A 20,773-nucleotide genomic window follows, 5' to 3' on the forward strand; every position below is an offset into this window, starting at 1 on the left:
AGAATTGGGGACAAGGGGAAAGACTTGTTGGAAGCTCTAAACTTTTGTCACCTTGTCACCTTGTCCCCTTGTCCCCTTGTCCCCTCTGCTCCCTGCTTCTTCCACAGTCCCCACGAGGCTAAATATTAACTTTGATTAAATATACTCTCAGAAAATGAAGCTGTTATTAAAGGTGTTGCAGACGACGAAATAAAGCTAACTTTAGCTATAAGCTTGATTGTGCAGGGGTTTTGTAGATTCAAATTATTTTTGAGATACCCAGCATGTGCTGTAGCTGGTAGCCGTTTATTTTAATGAAAACTTAAGATTTTTGACAGATTGGTTGGTCAGGAGCGATCGCACGTATTGTAGAAAATGACGAACTGCTATCTAGCTCTTGTCATCTCTACTCACGGAGTTTGTCTTAAATGGCTATTTTCACGAACTTTCTCCGCTCCCTACTGCTGACGATCATTTTTAGTTTTGTTGCTCCCATGTTACTTGTTGGCGGCGGATTGTTCCTTTTACCCCTCATTGGTTACTTCCCCGGTTTACAAGAGTTAACTGAGGCGATCGCTACTCAGATTATGCATTTTCTCGCCACCTTTGGCAGTGGAACTCCCCTGCGGGGATTATTTGTGATTAGTTTGACCTGTAGTTTCGTCGGCGCACTGTTTGATATGTACGTTTACTATCGGTGTCAAATTTTACGAATTAATTCATAAGTAGAAATAGCTTGGTCAGATGCTCATGGGCTGTACAGAATAGGGAAAAGTGATATTGCCAAAAGTGAAAGTACTACTGGTTTTTACCTAAATAGGGATTAGTGTTGCTCAAGGAATTTTCTTAATTAAATTGAGTGCCGGAATTATTTATTAAATATTTATTATTCATTAGTTATTAGTTATCAATTACTAACAACTAGTACAGGTGCGCGACCCTAGTAAAACAATCCTTAAAAAGTTAAAAACCTAGAATACCAAGGATTGTAAGATTTTAATTCTGCAAAACAGCTAAAATAGTCTGTGCTAAATCATCATGCTGGACGCTAGACTAGAGTTTGGCGTTTTGTGTTATCTGCAATCTTTAAGGACTTGATTAGTATCCATTGAGAATATCAAATAAAACTCACTGCAAAATATAAAAATTTCCTTAAAATATTGATGCTCACAATGCCTGCTCATGTTTCTTAACAGAGCAAAAGAGGTCGTCTGACCGTTGGGCATCTTATATTGAATTTATTACGAGGTATGTTGACAGCTCATGATTTGGCCGTTTAAGCCCAAGTTTAGAAAACAAATTGCGCGGATTGAAATTACTGGTGCGATCGCCAGTGCTACTCGCAAACGCGTCTTAGAAGCCCTGAAAACTGTAGAAGAAAAAAAATTTCCGGCATTATTGCTCCGTATCGATAGCCCTGGCGGTACAGTCGGAGATTCGCAAGAAATCTACAGCGCCCTGAAGCGTTTACGCGAAAAAATTAAAATCGTCGCTAGCTTTGGCAATATTTCGGCTTCTGGAGGAGTCTACATCGGTATGGGAGCCGAACACATCGTCGCTAACCCAGGTACAATTACGGGTAGTATTGGTGTGATTTTGCGTGGAAATAACTTGGAACGCTTGCTAGAAAAAATCGGTGTTTCCTTCCAGGTAATTAAGTCTGGCCCTTACAAAGACATATTGTCTTTTGATCGGCAACTGACTCAACCAGAAGAAAACATCCTGCAAGAGTTGATTGACACAAGTTATCAGCAGTTTGTCCAAACGGTAGCTGATGGCCGTTCTTTAACAGTAGAAGCTGTAAAAAGTTTCGCCGATGGTCGGATTTTTACTGGACAGCAAGCCCTAGAGTTGGGTGTTGTAGATCGTCTGGGTACAGAAGAAGATGCCCGTCGCTGGACAGCAGAACTAGTCGGACTAGATCCAGAAAAAACTCTTTGTTATACCCTAGAAGAACGTAAACCCTTATTGAGTCGCCTTCTACCAGGAAGTCGTCAAGTTTCATCAGGAATTCGATCTGGAATTGATTGGCTCGAATTTGAAATGTCTACTAGTGGTTTACCCTTGTGGTTATATCGACCCTAATATGAGTTAGGAGGAGCCAGTGCGGTCTTGGGGTTTCCCCAAGTGGAGCAACTGGCGTTTAGGAGTGAGGAGTTAGGAGTTAAAACTCTTAATTTTTCACTCTTGACTTCTAACCTCTAACTTTTTTCTTTTAAGGAGGATTTAGGCGTGGAGTGGCAAATGCGAGCTATTCGCGGAGCAACAACCGTTTCAGAAAATACCGTTGAGGCAATGCGAGAGGTAGTGACAGAACTTCTAGATGAACTAGAAAACCGAAATCAATTCCAGCCAAGTGACATGATTAGTGTAACTTTCTCAGTTACACGCGATTTGGATGCGATTTTTCCAGCTGCGATCGCTAGATCGCGTCCTGGTTGGGATAATGTGGCCATGTTGGATGTGCAGCAAATGCATGTTGAAGGTAGTTTACAGCGCTGCATTCGGTTCTTAATCCACGCTTATCTGCCCGCTTCCGCCTCAATTCATCATATCTATTTACGCAATGCCGCCAGCTTGCGTCCCGACTGGAGTTTGCCCCAGTCTTTACAAACATCACAGCCAGTAGTTAAATCGAAAGTTTAAATTATTTACGTCTAAGTCTAATAACTAGTTAGCGCTCAAGTTATTGTGTTGTGCCAGTATTGAATTGAGTAGTGGTGACCAATAATTTTTGTAACTCAAGCTGTTGAAAAAGAAGATATAAAACTGAAAAAATTTCAAATTTGAATCTTGTCATTGTTCAACCACTCTTGAACAATGAATATCTAGAGCATCCTGGTTTGTCAGTTAATAATCTCTGCAAGGCCTTGCCTCACTTATTGAGCAATATCAGGTTGCCATTAGGGTAGTTTTGTGTAGAGTTATTGGACTAAAGCACAATACACTTAGGTTAGCGCCAAAAACCTTAAATTGTGTAGGTTGGGTTGAGGAACGTAGCAAGAATCCGCAGGGTAACCCAACATTTCCGGGGCTTTGTTGAGTTAAGTAAAGCGTAACCCAACCTACAATTTTCCACAAAGCCAAGCGTATTGGACTAAAGCATCCATTTGATCAAACATTCTATGTTTAAATTACTCAGATATATTAGTATTTTTGTTATTACCGTCTGTTTACTATTTGCTTGTCATACTTCAGTAACGACCAAATTAAAACACCCTCCCTTGAAAGTGATATTTACATCTTTTGTTGGGGAGTATCCAGTTATAATTGCTCAAAAAAAAGGATTCTTCAAAGCTCAAGGGGTAGATGTGGAACTAATTTATAAACGATATACCCAATTAGAAAGAGCAAATTTCAGTGCAGGTAAGTATGATGGTATGACATCATCCTTAGGAAGTTTTATAATCTTAAGTGCCACAAATCCAGATATACAAGGTGTAATGGTTATAGATGAATCAGCAGGAGCAGATGTGGTAGTCGCTCAATCACAAATTCAAATCGTTGCTGACTTGAAAGGCAAAAAGCTCGGTGCAAATCTAGGCAGTTTTAGCGAGGTTTTTGTGACTGAGATGTTGAAATCTGCCAACTTAACCAGTGATGATGTGAACTTGGTTAAATTAGAGCCTTCAGAAATTCCCCAACGGCTGAAAAATAATGTTATTCAAGCTGGACACACTTGGGAACCCTATCTTTCTAAAGCTATGAAATTAGGGGGAAATATCCTATTTACCAGCAAACAAACTCCTGGCTTGATTTTAGATATGATTGTCTTTCGTGGTGATACAATCCGCGATCGCCCCGAAGACATTCGTGCATTTGTGCGAGGATGGCTGCAAGCCACAACCTACTGGAAAGCAAATTTTCAGGAAGGAAACGCTATCATCAACAAAGCGTTAAAAATTCCTAGCAATACAATCTCTCTAAAGGGAGTAAACCTAATTGATTTAGATGAAAATCAAAAATTATTTCAATCTAGCAACTCTAACTCCATCTATAAAACTGCCAAGATATATGCAGACTTTTTTATTCGCTCTGGAAACGTGACGCGGATTCCTGAGCTAGAAACTTTGTTCAATTCTTCCTTCTTGAACCCTCCACCCTAGTTTAAAGCCATGCAGCACAATCTTTTGGGCGGCATCCGTACAAAGTTGATAGCTTCGTTTCTGATTGTTGCTTTGATTCCGTTGCTGTTATTAGCATTTATCAACAAACAGACAACTGAAAAAATACTAACTGACAACGCCAAACAAGCCCTATCTGCGGCGGCTAACGAAACTGCTAGCAGAATAGATGCCTTTATTGATGGAAATCTCAATGCCGTGCGTGTAGAGGCTATTTTACCAGGTTCGGTACGCTACCTAAGCCTAACTCCAAAACAGCGAGATGACAGCCCCGAAATGCAATTGGCAACAGAAACATTAATCCGTCTCAGTCGCAAAGATATGCTTAATATTCTTTCCTATGCTTTGCTCGACTTAAACGGGAAAAATGTATTGGATACAGATACATCGAATATTGGCAAAGATGAATCAGTTGAAAATTATTTTAAAAAACCAGTGGAAACTGGATCATATTATGTTTCTAGCATGAAGCTATCGCCAATGATTCCTGACCTTGTTACCCTCTTTTTTAGCAGTCCAGTTCGCAATGCCAAAGGAGATATATTGGGTGTATTACGTGTTTCATACAATGCTACTGTTGTTCAGCAGTTAGTAACTCGAGAAACTGAACGGGCTGGGGCTAAATCATTTGCTATTCTTTTAGATGAAAATAATATTTATCTGGCACATAGCACTGCATCAGAACTACTTTTTAAATCAATAGTGGCTCTGCCTTCCGATGTTGTAACTGAATTACAAAAGAAAGGGCGTTTGCCTAACTCTCCTGTTAAAGAATTGGCAACTAATGAGCCAAAACTTAAGCAAGCATTGGATAATAAACAGCCATATTTAATTGCACCTTTGTCAACAACAGGGAATCAGGTTAATCTGATTGCGATCGCTCCTTTAAAATCAAAATATAAACATTGGTCTGTCTTGTTTGCACAGCCCCTTGCTGTTGCCCTAGCACCTGTAGAAAACCAAATTCGTGGCGCAATGTTTCTATTTGCAATTATCGCTTCAGTAGTGACAATCATCGCTTTTGCGATTGGGCAAATGCTAACAAAGCCAATAATTTACCTTACCGATATAGTATTCCAGTTTACCACAGGTAACTTAGATATCCGCGCCCAAATAAGCTCAAAAGACGAAATAGGTCAACTGGCGAAATCGTTTAACCACATGGCACTTCAGTTACAAACATCTTTTGAAACTTTAGAACAACGGGTAAAAGAGAGAACAGCAGAGTTAGTAATTGCTAAAGAAAAAGCAGAAGATGCAAATCAGAAACTAGAACAACTGGTAAATGTAGATGGTTTGACTCAGGTGGCTAACCGTCGCTGCTTCGATGGACGACTGCAAGCAGAATGGAAACGCCTTGCACGAAAACAACAACCCCTGTCACTAATTTTATTAGATGTTGATAAATTCAAATCTTACAACGACTACTATGGTCATCTTCAAGGCGATCATTGTTTAATCATAATAGCGCAAACAGTGGAACAGACAGTTCATCGTCCTACTGATCTAGTAGCGCGTTACGGAGGAGAAGAATTTTCGGTACTACTCCCCAATACTGATTTAGTAGGAGCGATCAAAGTAGCACAAAGTATTCAACAAGCAATTCACGATCAGGCCATTCTCCATGCACAGTCAGATGTCAAGGATATTGTCACAGTTAGTTTGGGTATTACTTGCGTCATACCCACTTTGGACATCAAGCCAGATACACTCATCGCTTCAGCCGATAAAGCACTGTACAATGCCAAGGAAAAGGGGCGCGATCGCTATTGTACTCATTAGATATATAACGCCGTGTGCGACTTTCTCTAAAACCTAACTGATCGCTTGATCAACTCTATTGCTTTTGATGATGAAAGCGAATTCCTAAAAAAATGTCATAAACAAACTCAAAAAAGTCTTTTTTCTGCAATAATCCTGAAGTTTGATAACATCCTTTTTCATCTAACAGGGGCTTCATGACATAGTATGCAGGCTGATAATTATACCAAGGAATAGAAGGCCACAAATGATGAATTAAGTGGTAATTCTGTCCCATAATCAGAATATTAAGAATTTGGTTCGGATAGACGCGAGCATTTTTCCAGCGATCGCGCTCCGCAAAAGGACGATGCGGTAAATAATCAAAAAATAATCCCAGTGCTATCCCCACCACAAAAGCTGGTATAAACCAAAAATTCAGAATGTAACCTAAAAAGTGGTATTGCACTGATATGTAAACAATTACACCGACAATTAAGCGGCTGATAAACCATTCTAATAGCTCATATTTACGCCAAAGTCGCCGTTGAAAGAAAAATACCTCATGGTACAAAAACCGCACCGCAATCAGCCATAATGGCCCACCCGTTGAGACATAATGATCTGGGTCGTCTTCAGGATGATTGACATGTCCATGATGCTGTAAATGCACCCGCGTAAATACAGGAAAAGCAAAAGCTAGCATTAATGCACTGCCATGCCCTAACATCGCATTCATTACCCGGTTGCGATGGGCTGATTGGTGACAAGCGTCATGAATTACCGTCCCAGCACAATGCAAGGCAATAGTATTAACGCTAAAGCACAGCCAGTGCGGCCATTCCCAAAGCCAGTAACCAAAGTTAGATAACACCAGCATTGCTACAGCTACTAAAAACAACAGTAGCGTGGGATTAAAATCACCAGGAGGCGCTAAAAATTCCTTTGGCGGGATTGTCAGTGGCTTTTGTGCCTCCGATGCGATCATCTCTAACATTGACTCCTTCTTAATCAAACATTACAAATATACGATAAAGATTAGGAAAGAATAAAATTTTGTAAAGTTTTGTATAGCAATATTTATCCACAGCTTTGCATATCAGTAGATGAATAACGGTATGATTCCAGACGAGGACTAGTCTTTTTTGATAAGCGGGGTTATGACAATTGGCAAGAAGTTGATGGGATAAACACCTTCGTTGGAAGGATGGACACAAGATTGATGTACTATATCTAGTCTATCCCACAGGCCCCACTCTCCCAGAAACCCTCTCTAGCTGTTTATATCTTATTGATATGGCAGTAACTGAAAAGGAGATGCCCCTTAAGTTACGATGACTTCCCAGATAGCTCCCTAACTTCAGCCCTTATGCAACTAAGAGATTCTCTGCGCCGGACAAAAATTGTCGCTACTATTGGCCCCGCCACTAGCAGTCCTGAAATGCTCAAGGCGATTATTGAAGCGGGAGCCACGACGCTGCGCCTAAACTTCTCCCACGGAACTCATGCCGATCATCAGCGTAGTATTCGCTTAATTCGGCAAACTGCTTTTGAATTAAATCAGCCAGTGGCTATTCTCCAAGACTTGCAGGGCCCAAAAATTCGCTTGGGTAAGTTTGATAATGGGTCTATAGTTTTGGCAAAAGGCGATCGCTTCACCTTGACAAATCGTCCAGTTGTAGGTACTCAAGAAATTAGTTGCGTTACCTACGATTATTTAGCCGAAGAAGTCCCAGTTGGCGCAAAAATTCTCCTCGATGATGGACGAGTAGAAATGCTTGTGGAGGAGATTAACCGGGACAAAGGTGATTTGCATTGTCGCGTCACCGTGCCTGGAAAACTTTCTAACAACAAAGGCGTAAACTTTCCCGGCGTTTACCTGTCAATTAAGGCAATGACCGACAAAGACCGAGAGGATCTGATGTTTGGTCTAGATCAAGGTGTAGATTGGGTGGCACTTTCCTTTGTCCGCAATCCGCAGGACATGATCGAAATTAAAGAACTAATTTCCAGTACAGGCAAGCAAGTGCCAGTAATTGCCAAAATTGAAAAGCACGAGGCCATTGAACAAATGGAGGCGGTTCTGGCTTTGTGTGATGGCGTGATGGTTGCCAGAGGTGACTTAGGGGTAGAATTGCCAGCCGAGGATGTTCCGGTACTCCAAAAGCGGCTAATTGCTACAGCAAATCGCTTGGGGATTCCCATCATCACTGCCACTCAGATGTTAGACAGCATGGTGAGCAATCCTCGTCCCACTCGCGCTGAAGTATCGGATGTAGCAAATGCGATTTTAGACGGCACCGACGCGGTGATGCTCTCCAATGAAACCGCCGTGGGTAGCTTCCCTGTAGAAGCAGTGGCAACGATGGCACGAATTGCCGAGCGGATGGAGCAAGAACAAGCCCAACATTTAAACTTACGTTCTTTAAAAGATTCCCGGCGCTCCATTCCTAATGCTATTAGTCAAGCTGTAGGTCAAATTGCCGAACAATTAGGCGCATCTGCAATCATGACCCTAACGCAAACTGGGGCAACAGCTCGCAATGTCTCTAAGTTCCGTCCCCAAACACCGATTTTGGCAGTGACACCTCATGTGAATGTAGCGCGACAGCTACAAATGGTCTGGGGAGTAAAACCCCTGTTGGTGCTAGGATTACCTTCCACAGGTCAGACATTTCAAGCTGCAATCAACGTGGCTCAGGAACTGAAGTTACTATCTGAGGGAGATTTAGTAGTAATGACAGCTGGCACACTCCAGGGAATTTCCGGCTCCACAGATTTGATCAAGGTAGAGGTGGTAACAGCAATACTAGGTCACGGAATTGGGCTAGGACAAGGTTCAGTAAGTGGTCGCGCCCGGGTAGCTAATACTGGTATGGATGTGAGTAACTTTAATCCGGGGGACATATTAGTTGCACCCCGCACTAGTGCCGATTTCGTCGAGGCAATTCGGAAAGCTGCGGGCATTATTACGGAAGAAGAAAGTCTGACAAGTCACGCAGCAGTCATTGGATTGCGTCTCGGTGTGCCAGTGATTGTCGGAGTGAAGCAAGCAACGCAGGCAATTCGGGATGGGGCAATTATAACCCTGGATCTGCAACGGGGTTTGATTTACTCTGGAGCAGTGAGAACGGCTTAGAAGTCGGGAATGGGAAGAGACAAGGAAGAAACTTGTTCAATAATTCTCCCTTATCTCCCTTTTCCCTACTCCCTACTCCCCACTCCCCACTCCCCAATTACTTTATCAAACAGTTGCGATCGCTACCCCAAGCCATCCAGCAAAATTTTGCTGCTGTGTGGAGTTGGGATGCTCAACAGGCTTTACCTGATACCGAGTCGGATGTGGTGAGGCGAGGATGATGGAATAAGTACGCAGTTCATCTTGGTGGAAAACTGCGACTTCAATTTTATCGTTTGGTTGGTAATCTTTTAGGCGATCGCTTAAGCTACCCGCAGTTACCTTAATCCCATCAATTGCTAACAACTCATCACCTGCATCAATTCCCGCTACTTGTGCAGGTGAACCGGTCTCCACAAATTTAATTATCTCCCGCCCATTCTCTGTATTTATTCTCACACCCAAGTAAGGTTCTTCCTGCTCATCGGCTACTAACTGCAAGCCAAAGGGTTCTAAATACTGATTGAAAGGCAAATCATCAGTATTATCAATGTAGCGTTTAAAGAAATCAGTCAAATCAATTCCGGCAACAGATTCGATAACTTCCTGCAACTGTTCTGGAGTATACCCAATTTCATCTTTCCCAAATTGCTGCCACATTTTCAGCATCACATCATCAAGGGAGCGCTGATTGTCGTGAGTAGAGCGAATCAGTAAATCCAGCAACAACGATACCATTTCCCCTTTTAAATAGTAGGAGATTTGGGAATTACCGCTATTGGCATCCGGGCGATAAAGTTTTATCCAAGCATCAAAACTCGACTCAGAAACGGGTTGTACCTTGCGCCCCGGTGTCATTTCATATCTGGTAATTTCTTTGCCCAAATTATTCAAATACGATTGAACATCATAAATTCCTGCCCGCAAAGGAATTAACAAGTCATAGTAACTAGTAGTGCCTTCACAGAACCATAATGATGGTGTGTAATTTTCTTGGTCGTAATCAAAAACCTCTAATGCTTTTGGGCGAATTCGCTTGACATTCCACAAGTGAAAGAACTCGTGTGCTACCAATTGGATAAAGCGATTGTACTTATCCTGAGCGCGAAATCCAAAACGCTGGTAAATTAATGAGCAAGAGTCCTTATGCTCCAAACCGCCAAAAGCTTGGCTAAATAGATGTAGTAGAAACACGTATCGTTGATATGGCAAACCGCCGAACATCTGTGCTTCTACCTGAATAATTTTTTGAATATCAGCAATCATCTGCTGGGCTTGGAAATTTCCTTGTCCCCAGATTGCCAGTTCATGGGGTTTTCCCAAAACCTCAAAATTATACAATTGGTGGCGACCAATCTCAAAGGGAGTATCAACAAGAGTATCAAAATCACCAGCCAAAAAAGTATTTGTTTCCTCACCAACAGGTGGTAAGGCAGTAGTTACCTGCCATTCCGGGCGTGGTGGTACGATAGTAAGGCGAATGGGTTGGTTCTCCCAGCCCGTTATTCTAAAAAATAGTGCCGCACCGTTGAAATAACCGTGCGTAGCATCTAAGTGATTTGTCCGTACCGATAGCTCATTTGCAAAAACGCGGTAACGTACAGTTAATTCTGAAACACCCTTTTTATCTATCTGCCAGTGATTTTTACTGATCTTCCGCCAAGGTAAAGGCTTACTCTCTGCAAAAGCCCCAAAATCCTGTAAATTCTTGGCGTATTCCCGGACTAAGTAGGAACCGGGTGTCCACACTGGCAGTTTTAAATCCAGAATCGGCGAGTGGTAATCGACAAGGTGCAAAGTCACATCAAACAGATGGGTTTCTGGCTGGGACATTGCCACTAGGTAATGAATCGTTGGCCCGGTTTCGCGAACGTAGGTGTTGGGAAGAGTTACTGTTGCTTCAGTCATCTTGTGTGCTGAGTTTATACTCAATGATTAATGGGATTGGTGATTTCTCCTATCATGACAAATTCGCCTTTTAACTTTTGACTTCAAATCGAAACGGCGGCAACTTGCTGCGGCTGGTAGTCAGAACCAAGTTTGTTGGCACAAAACCCTGTATCGCGTACTTGATTTGGTTCAATTGTTTTTCCCCAATCTAAAGGAGTCGCTATATACTGTATCGCTCCTTGCTGTTTAAAATCTGCGTTCCAAAAGTTATTAATCTTAGCTTGATTCATGTTAAATGCCAGTTGCCAGTTATTAACCTTGGTATTACCCTGATTTGTAATTTTGAAACTGACACAAAATCCAGTTTCCCAGTTGGAATTAATCTCAGTAGTGACTTTTAGTTGAGCAGTACTAGTAGTAGATGGGGAGACAGAAGGAGAAGGAGTTGGAGTTGGAGAGACAGAAGGAGAAGGAGTTGGAGTTGGAGTTGGAGAGACAGAAGGAGTTGGAGTTGGAGAAACAGGAGGATTACTCGGTTGAACTTGTACAGCTGGGAGCAGTTGGGATAGTAATTGCTGCTTAGGTAAATCAACACTTTGCCAATCATCTAATAAAATTCCGCCTGTATCACCACTATTAGGATTCCAACTCCAGTAAGTAAAGTTCAAATTATTTTTTTGAATGTATTTCACCAACTCATTTTGCCAAATTCCTTCTTTGGAATTTAAGTCTACTTGCCGTCCCCCAAACTCCCCAATCAAGATGGGAGCAATATTCTGACTAGCGATATAGTTAAATCCTATTTGCCAGCGATCAATTAGATTGTTAGGAAAGTTAGAGTCATAAAAGTAAGGCTGATTGTACACCCCAGCGCCGTACTCATGAGGAGAATAAACTAGCTTATTAGAACGAGACAAACGGACTGGGTAGTTTTTTACACCTTCCAGATTTCCACCATACCAATGCTGCGGCAATTTTTGACCGGGGACATTCTTTTCCACTCCTTCAACAACAATTAACCAATTAGGATTCACACCCAGAATTGCATTGCCTGCACGTTCTGCTGCCAGTCGCCAGTCAGTACTTATATTGTTATCACCCCAGCTAGCTTTGCCGTGGGGTTCATTCTTTAAGTCTGCGCCAATAACGTTAGTTTGATTCTTGTATCGGATTGCTAACATTGTCCAAGTATCGATCCAGTCTGCTTCTGTAAAGCCGTCTCCATACCACAACTCTGGAATTTGCTGATCGTTGAGACGGTGGCTGTCGAGTAGGATTAGCAATCCTTGACGTTCTGCTTCCTGAATAACTAAATCCATTACCTCCAAGGGCGTTCTACCTTGAAGTTCTTTGTTGCTGCCAATGTTATAGTCAATGCCACTTACATTAAGCGATCGCAATCCTGCCACAGAATAAGGTAACCGAATGACGTTATATCCTAAGTTTTTAATCTGTGCCAGCATTTCCTTATAATCTCGTTGCCATAAACCGTGAGGGGCGTGCGTCTCAGTTTCCATACCAAACCAATTAACGCCTCTAAGCAGTACGACCTTGCCTTTTGCATCAACAATTGTTCTACCACTTGTTGAAAGTGGTTGCTCTGTTTGCATCTCAGCCCTAACAGCATCTAGCTGAATACTAGCAGGTGTCTTAGTCAATATAATTACTAAAAACACTAATAGACTTAAGGAAAATATTAGTAATTTCTTATGTAATCTTACTGCTCTTGATTTATTTTTATCGATAATTTGCATACTATTATTACTTTTCTGGTAAGGCAATATCTAAGTTGAATCAGCAAAAAAATATATGATGCTGTTTCCAAGCAAGAAGATTTTACAACATCTTTAGCTAAAAAGCATTTTTGTAAATGTGATTTTTAGCCACCGATAAATATATGTACTCTAATTACAATGCATTTATTTGACTGTTATTTGTATTACTTAATTAACTTTCCATGCATTTGTGCATCTTAGTAATCTTAGAGCAATACTTGGCTAATTTTGTTTCTATATCCGCAAAAATTGGATAATGAAAGTCAAGAACGCTAAAATCTTTGCTGGATAATACGTATAAACTTTTATTTATGTTTTGCATTTGTCTTTGTATAATTTGTAGTAGTTGCTTAATTTACAAAAAATTTACGTAACTTACTGAGTTCTTCATGAGTTTTCTATTGAACATATCTCCTATAGAGAATAACTTAGATACTAAGGCAGTACACACATTGATTAACCGCGAAAACTCTATACCAGCTAGATGTTATAAGCGGTAATTATATCTGCTGTAATCTACCCATAGTCTTCTCTTTTACAAAAACTTTCTGAATATGACACTTTCTGCGCTGCAAAAATTTTTACTACCACCCGCGATCGCTTCTCTAAGTGTATTTTCTTTAATGTCATTTCCCCTTGCGACACTAGGCGATAAACAAATTGGTATCAAATTTCAGGAAGAACCTATTTTTTATGGCAAACTTAGAGATATTGCTATCCCTTACGTAGTTTTTGCAACAGCACTTAGTATAGGGTCTGGAATTTCAGCACTTGCTTTCTGTGGTTGGCGAAATTCTTCTTCCAAATCAGCAAAAATTCAGCAAGAATTATCTAATTTAGAGCAACACCTACAGCAAAAAGAGACATTACTAAAAGAATGGCAAATTTCCGAGCCTCGATTGCAAATTTCTGGATTGAGCGCTTTTTTAGATGACGAGGCACCTTTTGATCAAGCTCTCATCTCAAAAAATGCAATCACTGCATCTCAACCTATTGAAGCGCAAACCCAGACGCAGGTAAATGTACAACCAGTAAATCCTGTACCAAAGGTTACAACTCCAAAAAATACCACTACCACAATCAGAGATATTGCTGCTACTTCTGCGTTTGCATCTGCCCAGACTTTCCTTGGCTATGCTCAAGAAAATCCCAACAATATGAAAGAAATTACTGCTGGTGAAATCAATCAAACAGTAATTATGCCATCAGAATTTGAAGAGTTGCAAAAACAAATTAAAGAGATGATGCTACAGATGCAAGCAATGCAGGAGAACTTACAACTGTCTCAAGCAACAAATGCTGAGGTAGAATCCCCACCTAAATTCCAGATTTACTATAATACTGTCCTTTAAAATCTACTCAAATCAATAACCCACTAAATTGGTGGTTATTGGGTAATTAATATCTGGATGCCAGCGCTCATATTGAGGCTGGTATTCCAGTTTTTATATATCAAAAAGAAACTGATAAAAGATTTGAATTCAAATGAGATACATCATAGACCCCTCCTCGCAAGCGAGAAAGGGGTTGAGGGTGGGGTTTAGTACCTAATTAACTGAGAACCACTATAATTCTTACCTGAGAAACTCTGAAGTAGTCAGATAGGCATTCGTTTGCCTATTTTTAATCGGTGGAGGTAAGGTAGTTTTAGAAGCTATGGATTGCGGCGGGATTTGATATCGGTTTCCCCAACCACCATTCAAGTCTTCCGGTTGCCGACGCGGTGGTATTGTTTTCCCCGTAGGTAGGGGTACTGTTAAAGTTTGGCTAACTTGTAAATATTTTTCACCTTCGTTAGTAAAGCGAATTAAGTTGCTTTCAAGGTTTTCAAGCTGTTGATTTTCTAACTTCAACTTTTGAGAGTTTTGATTATCTGGCTGTTCCGACTGAGTAGCAGGATCGAAAATAGCTACAAATGTAACGCCATTTTCTGGAAATAATCGTATTTGTGCTGGATTTGCTTGCCAGACTTCTTGAAAATTACCATTGGGTGAAACTTGCCACAGATTCAGCGCAGCCTCCCATTTTCCCTGTTTCACTTCCACAATTTGACGAGCCAGAATTGAACGGTTAGTATTGGTGTCTGAATTTAGTAAAGCTTCTGTTTGTCCTGATACTGGACGCAGATAACGCACAGCGGCCACTGTAATCTTGCTAGATTCGGGCAGATTGGTATTACCGACGACATTGTATATACCTTTACTTGATATAGGTTGTATATCTCCAATTTTCATCTCCACCTTTTCTTGTGCTTTTTGAACACAGCCATAACTGGCGGCTAAAAGTACTAAGGAAGTAGCTATCTGGAGATTAGTAGGAGACAAAGCTTTAAAATTAGTCAAAATAGTTTTTAAATCAATATTTTGCATGGTAAAAAGCAGATTATCTAGTTTATTTCCAAACCTAGCTTAGGTTTTTACCTATTATGCCCAATCTATTTTGAAAAATAACAACTTTTATCGACTCTTAATTAATTAATTGAAAATTACAAATTTTATTCAATCTAGTGGTTAATACTCATTTCGTTTGCTAAAGTAGCGACATTGAATAATCTAAATATGTAGTTGTTACCCAACTAGGCTGATGAGGCAAACAGTACTCGATTGTTATAAATTTACTTTTCCAAGCCAGTACCACAAAGTATATCTACTGCTTTGTACTGTCGCCGTCTCGATTTGCTGGGTACTGGCAGTGAGCGAAAAATCTTCAGCTCAAGTTAACCCATCTCAGCTAAAGACTATCGATTACCAATTGGGTTTAGCAGAACCGCTACCAGTGCCTGAATTACCCGTTAATAAAAGTCAACAATCTCAGTCAGGGTCGCAAACATTGCCTCCTCCACGCGCAACGACTGGTGTGGCAGTTGCACCGATCGCTAATCCAGTATTGAAAGCTGTGGAACCTAAACCAGTTAACGATCTCCAAGAAATGGAGAGTGTCTTCATCCAGCAGCAGGTAACTGGAAAAGCCCCGGCAGCAACACGTACTGTTACACCAAGAGTGGCAGCAGGTGGGGACACTTCTAACCTAAATTTAGGATTGCAGGGACAGATGAACGGCTCGGAGCCACCAAGTAGTTCAGCCCCACTGCCACCACTCGCCAACTCGTCTGCAACCCCAGAATCAACTGCACCAGGAGTAGCGCCAACTTTTAATCAACTATTCAGTTCTCAAACGGCTCCCTCAGCAGTTCCCAACTCGGCTGCAACGCAAGAATTTACTGCACCAGGAGTAGCGCCAACTTTTAATCAACTACTCAGTTCTCAAATAGCCCCTCTGCCACCACTTCCCAACTTGCCTGCAACGCCAGAATCAACTGCACCAGGAGTAGCACCAACTTTTAATCAACAATTACCCAATCCACAGACAACACCATCATTTCTTAATACGCCTCCCACTCCAAGCACAGCAGTGCCAGTTACCCCATCTATAACTACTCAACAACGCCGCCAGCTCACCAGCAGCAGTTTAAGGGAACCCTCTTTACAATTCCAAGGAGTTTATATTAACCAAGGTGGCGACACCTCAGCACGGGCGAGAGTTAGCGGAGTCTACCCACTGTCACCTCAAGCCTTGATTGGGGCAACCTTGGACTTAACAAGCCAAGGCAGCAACCGCAACTTCGATGACTCCCGAAACGATGGTTTGAACATCAACGAGCTTTATTTGGCGACTTCACTAGCAGGAGTACCTAATCTGCGATTTGTGATCGGTCAAATAGATTTAACCTCTTATTTTGATCGCAACAGCTTTGCTAAAGATGGAGCCAGTCAATTCTTTAATCCGGTGTTTCAAACGAACCCAGCACTGGCGGCGACAGGAATTAGTTCCCGCACTGGTTTTTTAACTGATTGGAGTATCACCGACAATATTGAAGCCAAAGCAGCAGTCTTTTCATCAGCAGATAAAATTGGTGACTTTTCTTTAGATGGATTTGCTGGCGAAATCGGCATCCGTTACGGCAATGCAATTATTCGTGGTACTTATGCTAGCGATCGCGACGCTGGTGTTAATGATAGCTTCCTTGAAAGCTATAGCATTGCCAGAGGTAACAATCAATTTGGCACTGATAAAAATGATCGCGAAGAAGCATACGGTATCAATGCCGAAGTCTTTATTCCCAATCTGAAATTAGGTTTATTTGGGCGCTATGGGCACTACGAAAACCGCACTTTAGGAGAGGGTGCAAATACTTACGTCTTGGGAGCTAGTTTTGTGGATTTGTTTACCCCAGATGACCGAGTAGGACTAGCTTATGGCCGCGCTCTCTCTAACGATCAGCTACGTCGTGGAAATAATCCCGATGTATTAGAAATGTTCTATGATTTTAAATTTCTTGACAATCTACGGCTAGGCTTCTCGGTTCAAGCGCGTGATGATTTCTCAGAAACAGTCTTCGGTATCAGAGTGAAATCAGAATTTGGTATCACTCCCAGAGGGAGAATTACTCAATGAGCCAAAATAATATAGATAAAAGGCAAAAGGGAAAAGCTAAAAAAATTAAATATCGTTCTCTTTTTACTTGTTCATTTTTTCTTTTTACTTACTTGCTAACTGTGCCACCTTTATGCAGCATTGCCCCCGCTCAAGCACAGAACTTATCAGCATCGGCACAAAAGGGTTTTGCATTCTTAAAAAAAGGCTTGATTAATGATGCGATCGCAGCCTTCCAGCAAGCCCTTAAAAGTCAACCGCAATCTTCGCAAATTAGGTTAGGATTAGCGATCGCTTATCGCAAAGCCGGACGTATTCCCGAAGCTTGGAGTGCTTATCAACAAGTACTGGCGGCAGACTCCAACAACCAACTAGCTTTAAAAACAGTTGGTATATTAGCTACTTATCGTCCTGCGTGGAACTTAAAAGGAATTGAGGCTCTGACAACTTTATTAGAGTTAAATCCTAATGACTCAGAAGGTCGTCATTACCGTGCTCTACTCTACTCTTATCAAGGACGCTTAAGCGAGTCCCTAGCAGACTACCAAATCGTGCTAAACAACAACCCCACGCCAAAAGCAGTCGTTGATGCAGCCCAAACTTATAGTTACAGTGGGGATTTTCCGAAAGCACTGGAGTTGTTTAACCGCTATCGCTCCACTGGCAAAGCTATTACAGATTATGCAGCACTAGCCTACGGTCGCACCTTACGAGAAACAGGCAATCCTGGAGAGGCAGTACAGGTGTTAGAAGCGCAGTTACAGCGCTCCAATAAACTTAACGAAATGGGGTTTGAAACCCGTAAAGAACTAGCTATAGCATACCTTGCCAATCAACAACAAGCTCAAGCGTTGGCGGTTTTGGATGTATTACAAGGAAGACCAGACGCGATTTTGCCCTTAGCGCGATCGCTCAATGAAATTCGCAAGTACACCAATAACCCCACTCTCACCCAGCAAGTTTTAAATCTCTATCGTCAAGCACTGCAAACCGATCCCAACCCTTCCCCCAAACTACTGCGCGAAGTCGCCGATGTCTTTACTGGGTTCCCTGAAGGACGACAAACAGCACTGCAACTGTACCGACGGGTGGCGTTAGAATTTCCCAACGATCAAAGTCTGGTGGTACAGCAATTAGCTTTAGAAAATCAGCTAGGTTTGCTCGGTAAAAATGACTTGAAACAACGTTTGACTACTGCAATACAATCAACGCCGAGCGATCGCGTGCAGTTGCAACAGCTAGCTAATGCTTTAGTGAACATTGATGTTCCCGACCCAGAATTTTTACCTGTGTACCAAAATCTTTTACAAATGGGGGTTAACGTACCATTTTTGAATTTCCGGGTGGCGCAAATGTATGTGCAGCGCCAAGAGTTGAATGGTGCAAGGCAAGCTTTAGCAGCTTACACCGCTACCCCCGCAGGTGCTAAAGACCTCGCACCCCAATTACTAGCAGCAGAAATTGAGCGTCGTGAGGGTAATCTCGAAGCTAGCGCTCAACGTTACCAAGCTGTGATTGCTAGTAAGCCAAATAATAGCGATATTATTGATGCTGCTTTGGGCGGATTGGCTGGAGTGCGACTGCAACAAAAGCGTTTTGATGAGGCTGTGACAGTTTATGACCAATTAATAGCTCGCAATCCTCAAAATTTGTCGATTCAACTAGGGCGTGCTAGTATCGCCTATCAAGCCAAGCGGATCTCCCAACCAGAAGCAGAGGCAGTTCTCAACAATTGGTTAGCTACACAACCTGCAACTAATACTCCTCCAGAACTATATAGTTTGATAGGAGCGCTACCTACTGATCCACAAAAAGAAGCTTTATATAGTTATCTGGTAGAAACTGACCCTAGTTCCATACAACTACAACTGCGCCTATTACAGGTGATAGCAAAACGCAATCCTGCCCAAGCACAAGCGCGGATGAAGCAGTTGATTGCCCGTATTCCCAATACTTCTGACTCATACCAGTTACAGGCAGAATTGGCTCGATCTGTAGGTGATTTGAATTTGGCTAGTAGTACCTATCAGACTATTTTGGCGCAGCAACCAGATAACATCGATGCCTTAGCTGCTTTAGGCGGAATTCGCTTTGAACAACGCCGTTTTGACTCAGCACAGGAGATTTATGCTCAAGTGTTGGCACAAAAACCGGAAGACAAAGGCACACGCCGCGCCCTTGCTGGATTAAATGCGATTTTAGATCAGCCTTTGACAGCACTGGCACAGCTAGAACAACTGCAATTAGAAGCAGCCGCAGAAGGAGGAAATGATAGCGATGCATCTCAGCAAATACAGCAAATCCAAACAGACTTTCTGCTACGACGAGGATTTCAACCCCCTTGGGAAGACTATCAACGTCGAAACAGAAATTAGCGATCGCTTAAATCTTTTACAAATCAAACTGTTCTTAGGATGTGGCACTTCCCAAAAGTGGCAGCTATTACCTGCCTGATTGGTTTATCTGCCTGTGTCTCTAGTTACTCGGCAGCAAACCCCAAAACACCGGATCAAAAAACTCCGGTGGCAAACGTCCCCACTGAAGGTAGTAGTCAAAATCCCACTGGATTATTAGCTGATCTTCCTGAATCTACGCCCAACCGGGAATTACTAGCCCAAAGTTGGAATAGCTACCGCCAAAGATTTATTCAGTCAGATGGGCGGGTGATTGATTACGAAGCAAGCGATCGCTCAACTAGCGAAGGCCAAGCTTATGCTTTGCTACGAGCAGTACTGATTAATGATCCGACAACTTTTGCCCTGACTTTAAACTGGTCGGAAAATAACCTCCAGCGCCAAGTAGGTGATAAACGCACAGATAGTTTGTGGGCTTGGAAGTGGGGACGAAAAGAAGATGGTAACTGGGGTGTCATCGACAGCAACTTTGCTAGCGATGGAGATATAGATGCGATTACTGCCCTGATTTTAGCATCACGGCGTTGGCATCAACCCGAATACCTAAAACTAGCAAAACTCAAACTGCAAGATTTGTGGAATTTGTCCACTATCTCAAAAACCCAAGGTAAGCGCTACCTACTACCAGGGCCTGTAGCTGCATTCGTCCCGGATGCATCTACCGTTTACTTGAATCCCTCTTATTTTGCACCCTATGCTTTTCGCATCTTTGCACAAGTTGATCCCCAACATGATTGGTTGAGTTTGGTAGACAGCAGCTATCAAGTGCTAGAAGATTCTGCAAAGCTTTCTAGCGTAGGTTTACCCAGTGATTGGGTAGCTCTAAATACCAAAACAGGACAATACCAAACCCTACCAGCATCCAGTACTCTGAAGAGTTTGTATAGCTTTGATTCCTATCGAGTCTGGTGGCGTTTGTCGTTGGATGCTGCCTGGTTTAACTCACCCCAAGCGCAGCGCTATTTAGTGACATCCACTCAGCACCTGCAAAAACTGTGGAGTAAACAATCGATACCAGCACGCATTGATCTTCAAGGGAAACCATTAGTGGATTACGAAGCTACATCTCAATACGCTATGTTGTATGCCGCCATGCAGGTAGTGAAACCAGCGATCGCTCAAGAACTGCTTGTAAAAAAAATACTGCCTCAATACAAGCAGGGAATTTGGGGAGATCAATCTGCTTATTATACCCAGAATTTGGCTTGGTTAGGATTGCTACCTCCAAAGACAATTCCCCAGCGATTGCTTAAATGATATCCCCTGACGCTGAGTTAGGGTATAAGCTTCCCAACTAAC

14 protein-coding genes are annotated in these 20,773 nt (G+C 42.1%); 10 read left to right on the forward strand and 4 right to left on the reverse strand.

Annotated features, from left to right (window positions below; genetic code table 11):
- Nucleotides 1-407 precede the first annotated feature (407 nt).
- The 5 genes from RMZ43_RS05945 to RMZ43_RS05965 all read left to right on the forward strand — a co-directional run bounded on the left by RMZ43_RS05945 (nt 408) and on the right by RMZ43_RS05965 (nt 5,885).
- Nucleotides 408-704, forward strand: a complete 297-nt coding sequence (locus tag RMZ43_RS05945; RefSeq protein WP_322646236.1) for a hypothetical protein — start codon at nt 408-410, stop codon at nt 702-704.
- Nucleotides 705-1,242: 538 nt separating this feature from the next.
- Nucleotides 1,243-2,064: a signal peptide peptidase SppA gene (gene sppA / locus RMZ43_RS05950; RefSeq protein ID WP_322646235.1), complete on the forward strand. Its 822-nt coding sequence runs from the start codon at nt 1,243-1,245 to the stop codon at nt 2,062-2,064.
- Nucleotides 2,065-2,223: 159 nt separating this feature from the next.
- Complete coding sequence (gene aroH, locus RMZ43_RS05955) at nt 2,224-2,625, forward strand: chorismate mutase (RefSeq protein ID WP_322655140.1); 402 nt, start codon at nt 2,224-2,226, stop codon at nt 2,623-2,625.
- A gap of 479 nt (nt 2,626-3,104) precedes the next feature.
- Entirely contained in the window at nt 3,105-4,085 is a 981-nt protein-coding gene (locus tag RMZ43_RS05960; protein WP_322646233.1) for an ABC transporter substrate-binding protein, read from the forward strand.
- A gap of 9 nt (nt 4,086-4,094) precedes the next feature.
- Entirely contained in the window at nt 4,095-5,885 is a 1,791-nt protein-coding gene (locus RMZ43_RS05965) for a diguanylate cyclase domain-containing protein (protein ID WP_322655141.1), read from the forward strand.
- Nucleotides 5,886-5,940: 55 nt separating this feature from the next.
- On the opposite strand, the gene crtR is transcribed toward RMZ43_RS05965, so the two are convergent.
- Nucleotides 5,941-6,831, reverse strand: coding sequence for a beta-carotene hydroxylase (gene crtR / locus RMZ43_RS05970; protein WP_322646417.1), 891 nt, complete (start codon nt 6,829-6,831; stop codon nt 5,941-5,943).
- A gap of 381 nt (nt 6,832-7,212) precedes the next feature.
- Between crtR and pyk the strand changes: the two genes are divergently transcribed.
- Entirely contained in the window at nt 7,213-8,982 is a 1,770-nt protein-coding gene (gene pyk, locus RMZ43_RS05975; RefSeq protein WP_322655142.1) for a pyruvate kinase, read from the forward strand.
- Between the two features lie 105 nt (nt 8,983-9,087).
- On the opposite strand, the gene RMZ43_RS05980 is transcribed toward pyk, so the two are convergent.
- Both RMZ43_RS05980 and RMZ43_RS05985 read right to left on the reverse strand, forming a co-directional pair.
- On the reverse strand, nt 9,088-10,869 hold the full coding sequence (locus RMZ43_RS05980) for a M61 family metallopeptidase (protein ID WP_322655143.1): 1,782 nt from the start codon (nt 10,867-10,869) through the stop codon (nt 9,088-9,090).
- 83 nt (nt 10,870-10,952) lie between these two features.
- Nucleotides 10,953-12,605 (reverse strand): cellulase family glycosylhydrolase, encoded by a 1,653-nt coding sequence (locus tag RMZ43_RS05985; RefSeq protein ID WP_322646229.1) that lies wholly within the window; start codon nt 12,603-12,605, stop codon nt 10,953-10,955.
- Between the two features lie 575 nt (nt 12,606-13,180).
- Between RMZ43_RS05985 and RMZ43_RS05990 the strand changes: the two genes are divergently transcribed.
- On the forward strand, nt 13,181-13,978 hold the full coding sequence (locus RMZ43_RS05990; RefSeq protein WP_322655145.1) for a hypothetical protein: 798 nt from the start codon (nt 13,181-13,183) through the stop codon (nt 13,976-13,978).
- 222 nt (nt 13,979-14,200) lie between these two features.
- On the opposite strand, the gene RMZ43_RS05995 is transcribed toward RMZ43_RS05990, so the two are convergent.
- Entirely contained in the window at nt 14,201-14,995 is a 795-nt protein-coding gene (locus tag RMZ43_RS05995) for a hypothetical protein (protein ID WP_322646227.1), read from the reverse strand.
- A gap of 322 nt (nt 14,996-15,317) precedes the next feature.
- On the opposite strand from RMZ43_RS05995, the gene RMZ43_RS06000 reads away from it, so the two are divergent.
- The 3 genes from RMZ43_RS06000 to RMZ43_RS06010 are packed head-to-tail and all read left to right on the forward strand — an operon-like array spanning nt 15,318 to nt 20,731.
- Nucleotides 15,318-17,081, forward strand: coding sequence for a porin (locus RMZ43_RS06000; RefSeq protein ID WP_322655146.1), 1,764 nt, complete (start codon nt 15,318-15,320; stop codon nt 17,079-17,081).
- On the forward strand, nt 17,078-19,435 hold the full coding sequence (locus tag RMZ43_RS06005) for a tetratricopeptide repeat protein (protein WP_322655147.1): 2,358 nt from the start codon (nt 17,078-17,080) through the stop codon (nt 19,433-19,435). Before RMZ43_RS06000 ends, RMZ43_RS06005 begins: the two co-directional genes overlap by 4 nt.
- A 39-nt stretch (nt 19,436-19,474) precedes the next feature.
- Nucleotides 19,475-20,731 (forward strand): glycosyl hydrolase family 8, encoded by a 1,257-nt coding sequence (locus RMZ43_RS06010; protein ID WP_416212457.1) that lies wholly within the window; start codon nt 19,475-19,477, stop codon nt 20,729-20,731.
- Nucleotides 20,732-20,773 lie beyond the last annotated feature (42 nt).

Origin of the sequence: Nostoc sp. CmiVER01 (assembly GCF_034531135.2) — a bacterium.
Lineage (GTDB): Bacteria > Cyanobacteriota > Cyanobacteriia > Cyanobacteriales > Nostocaceae > Nostoc.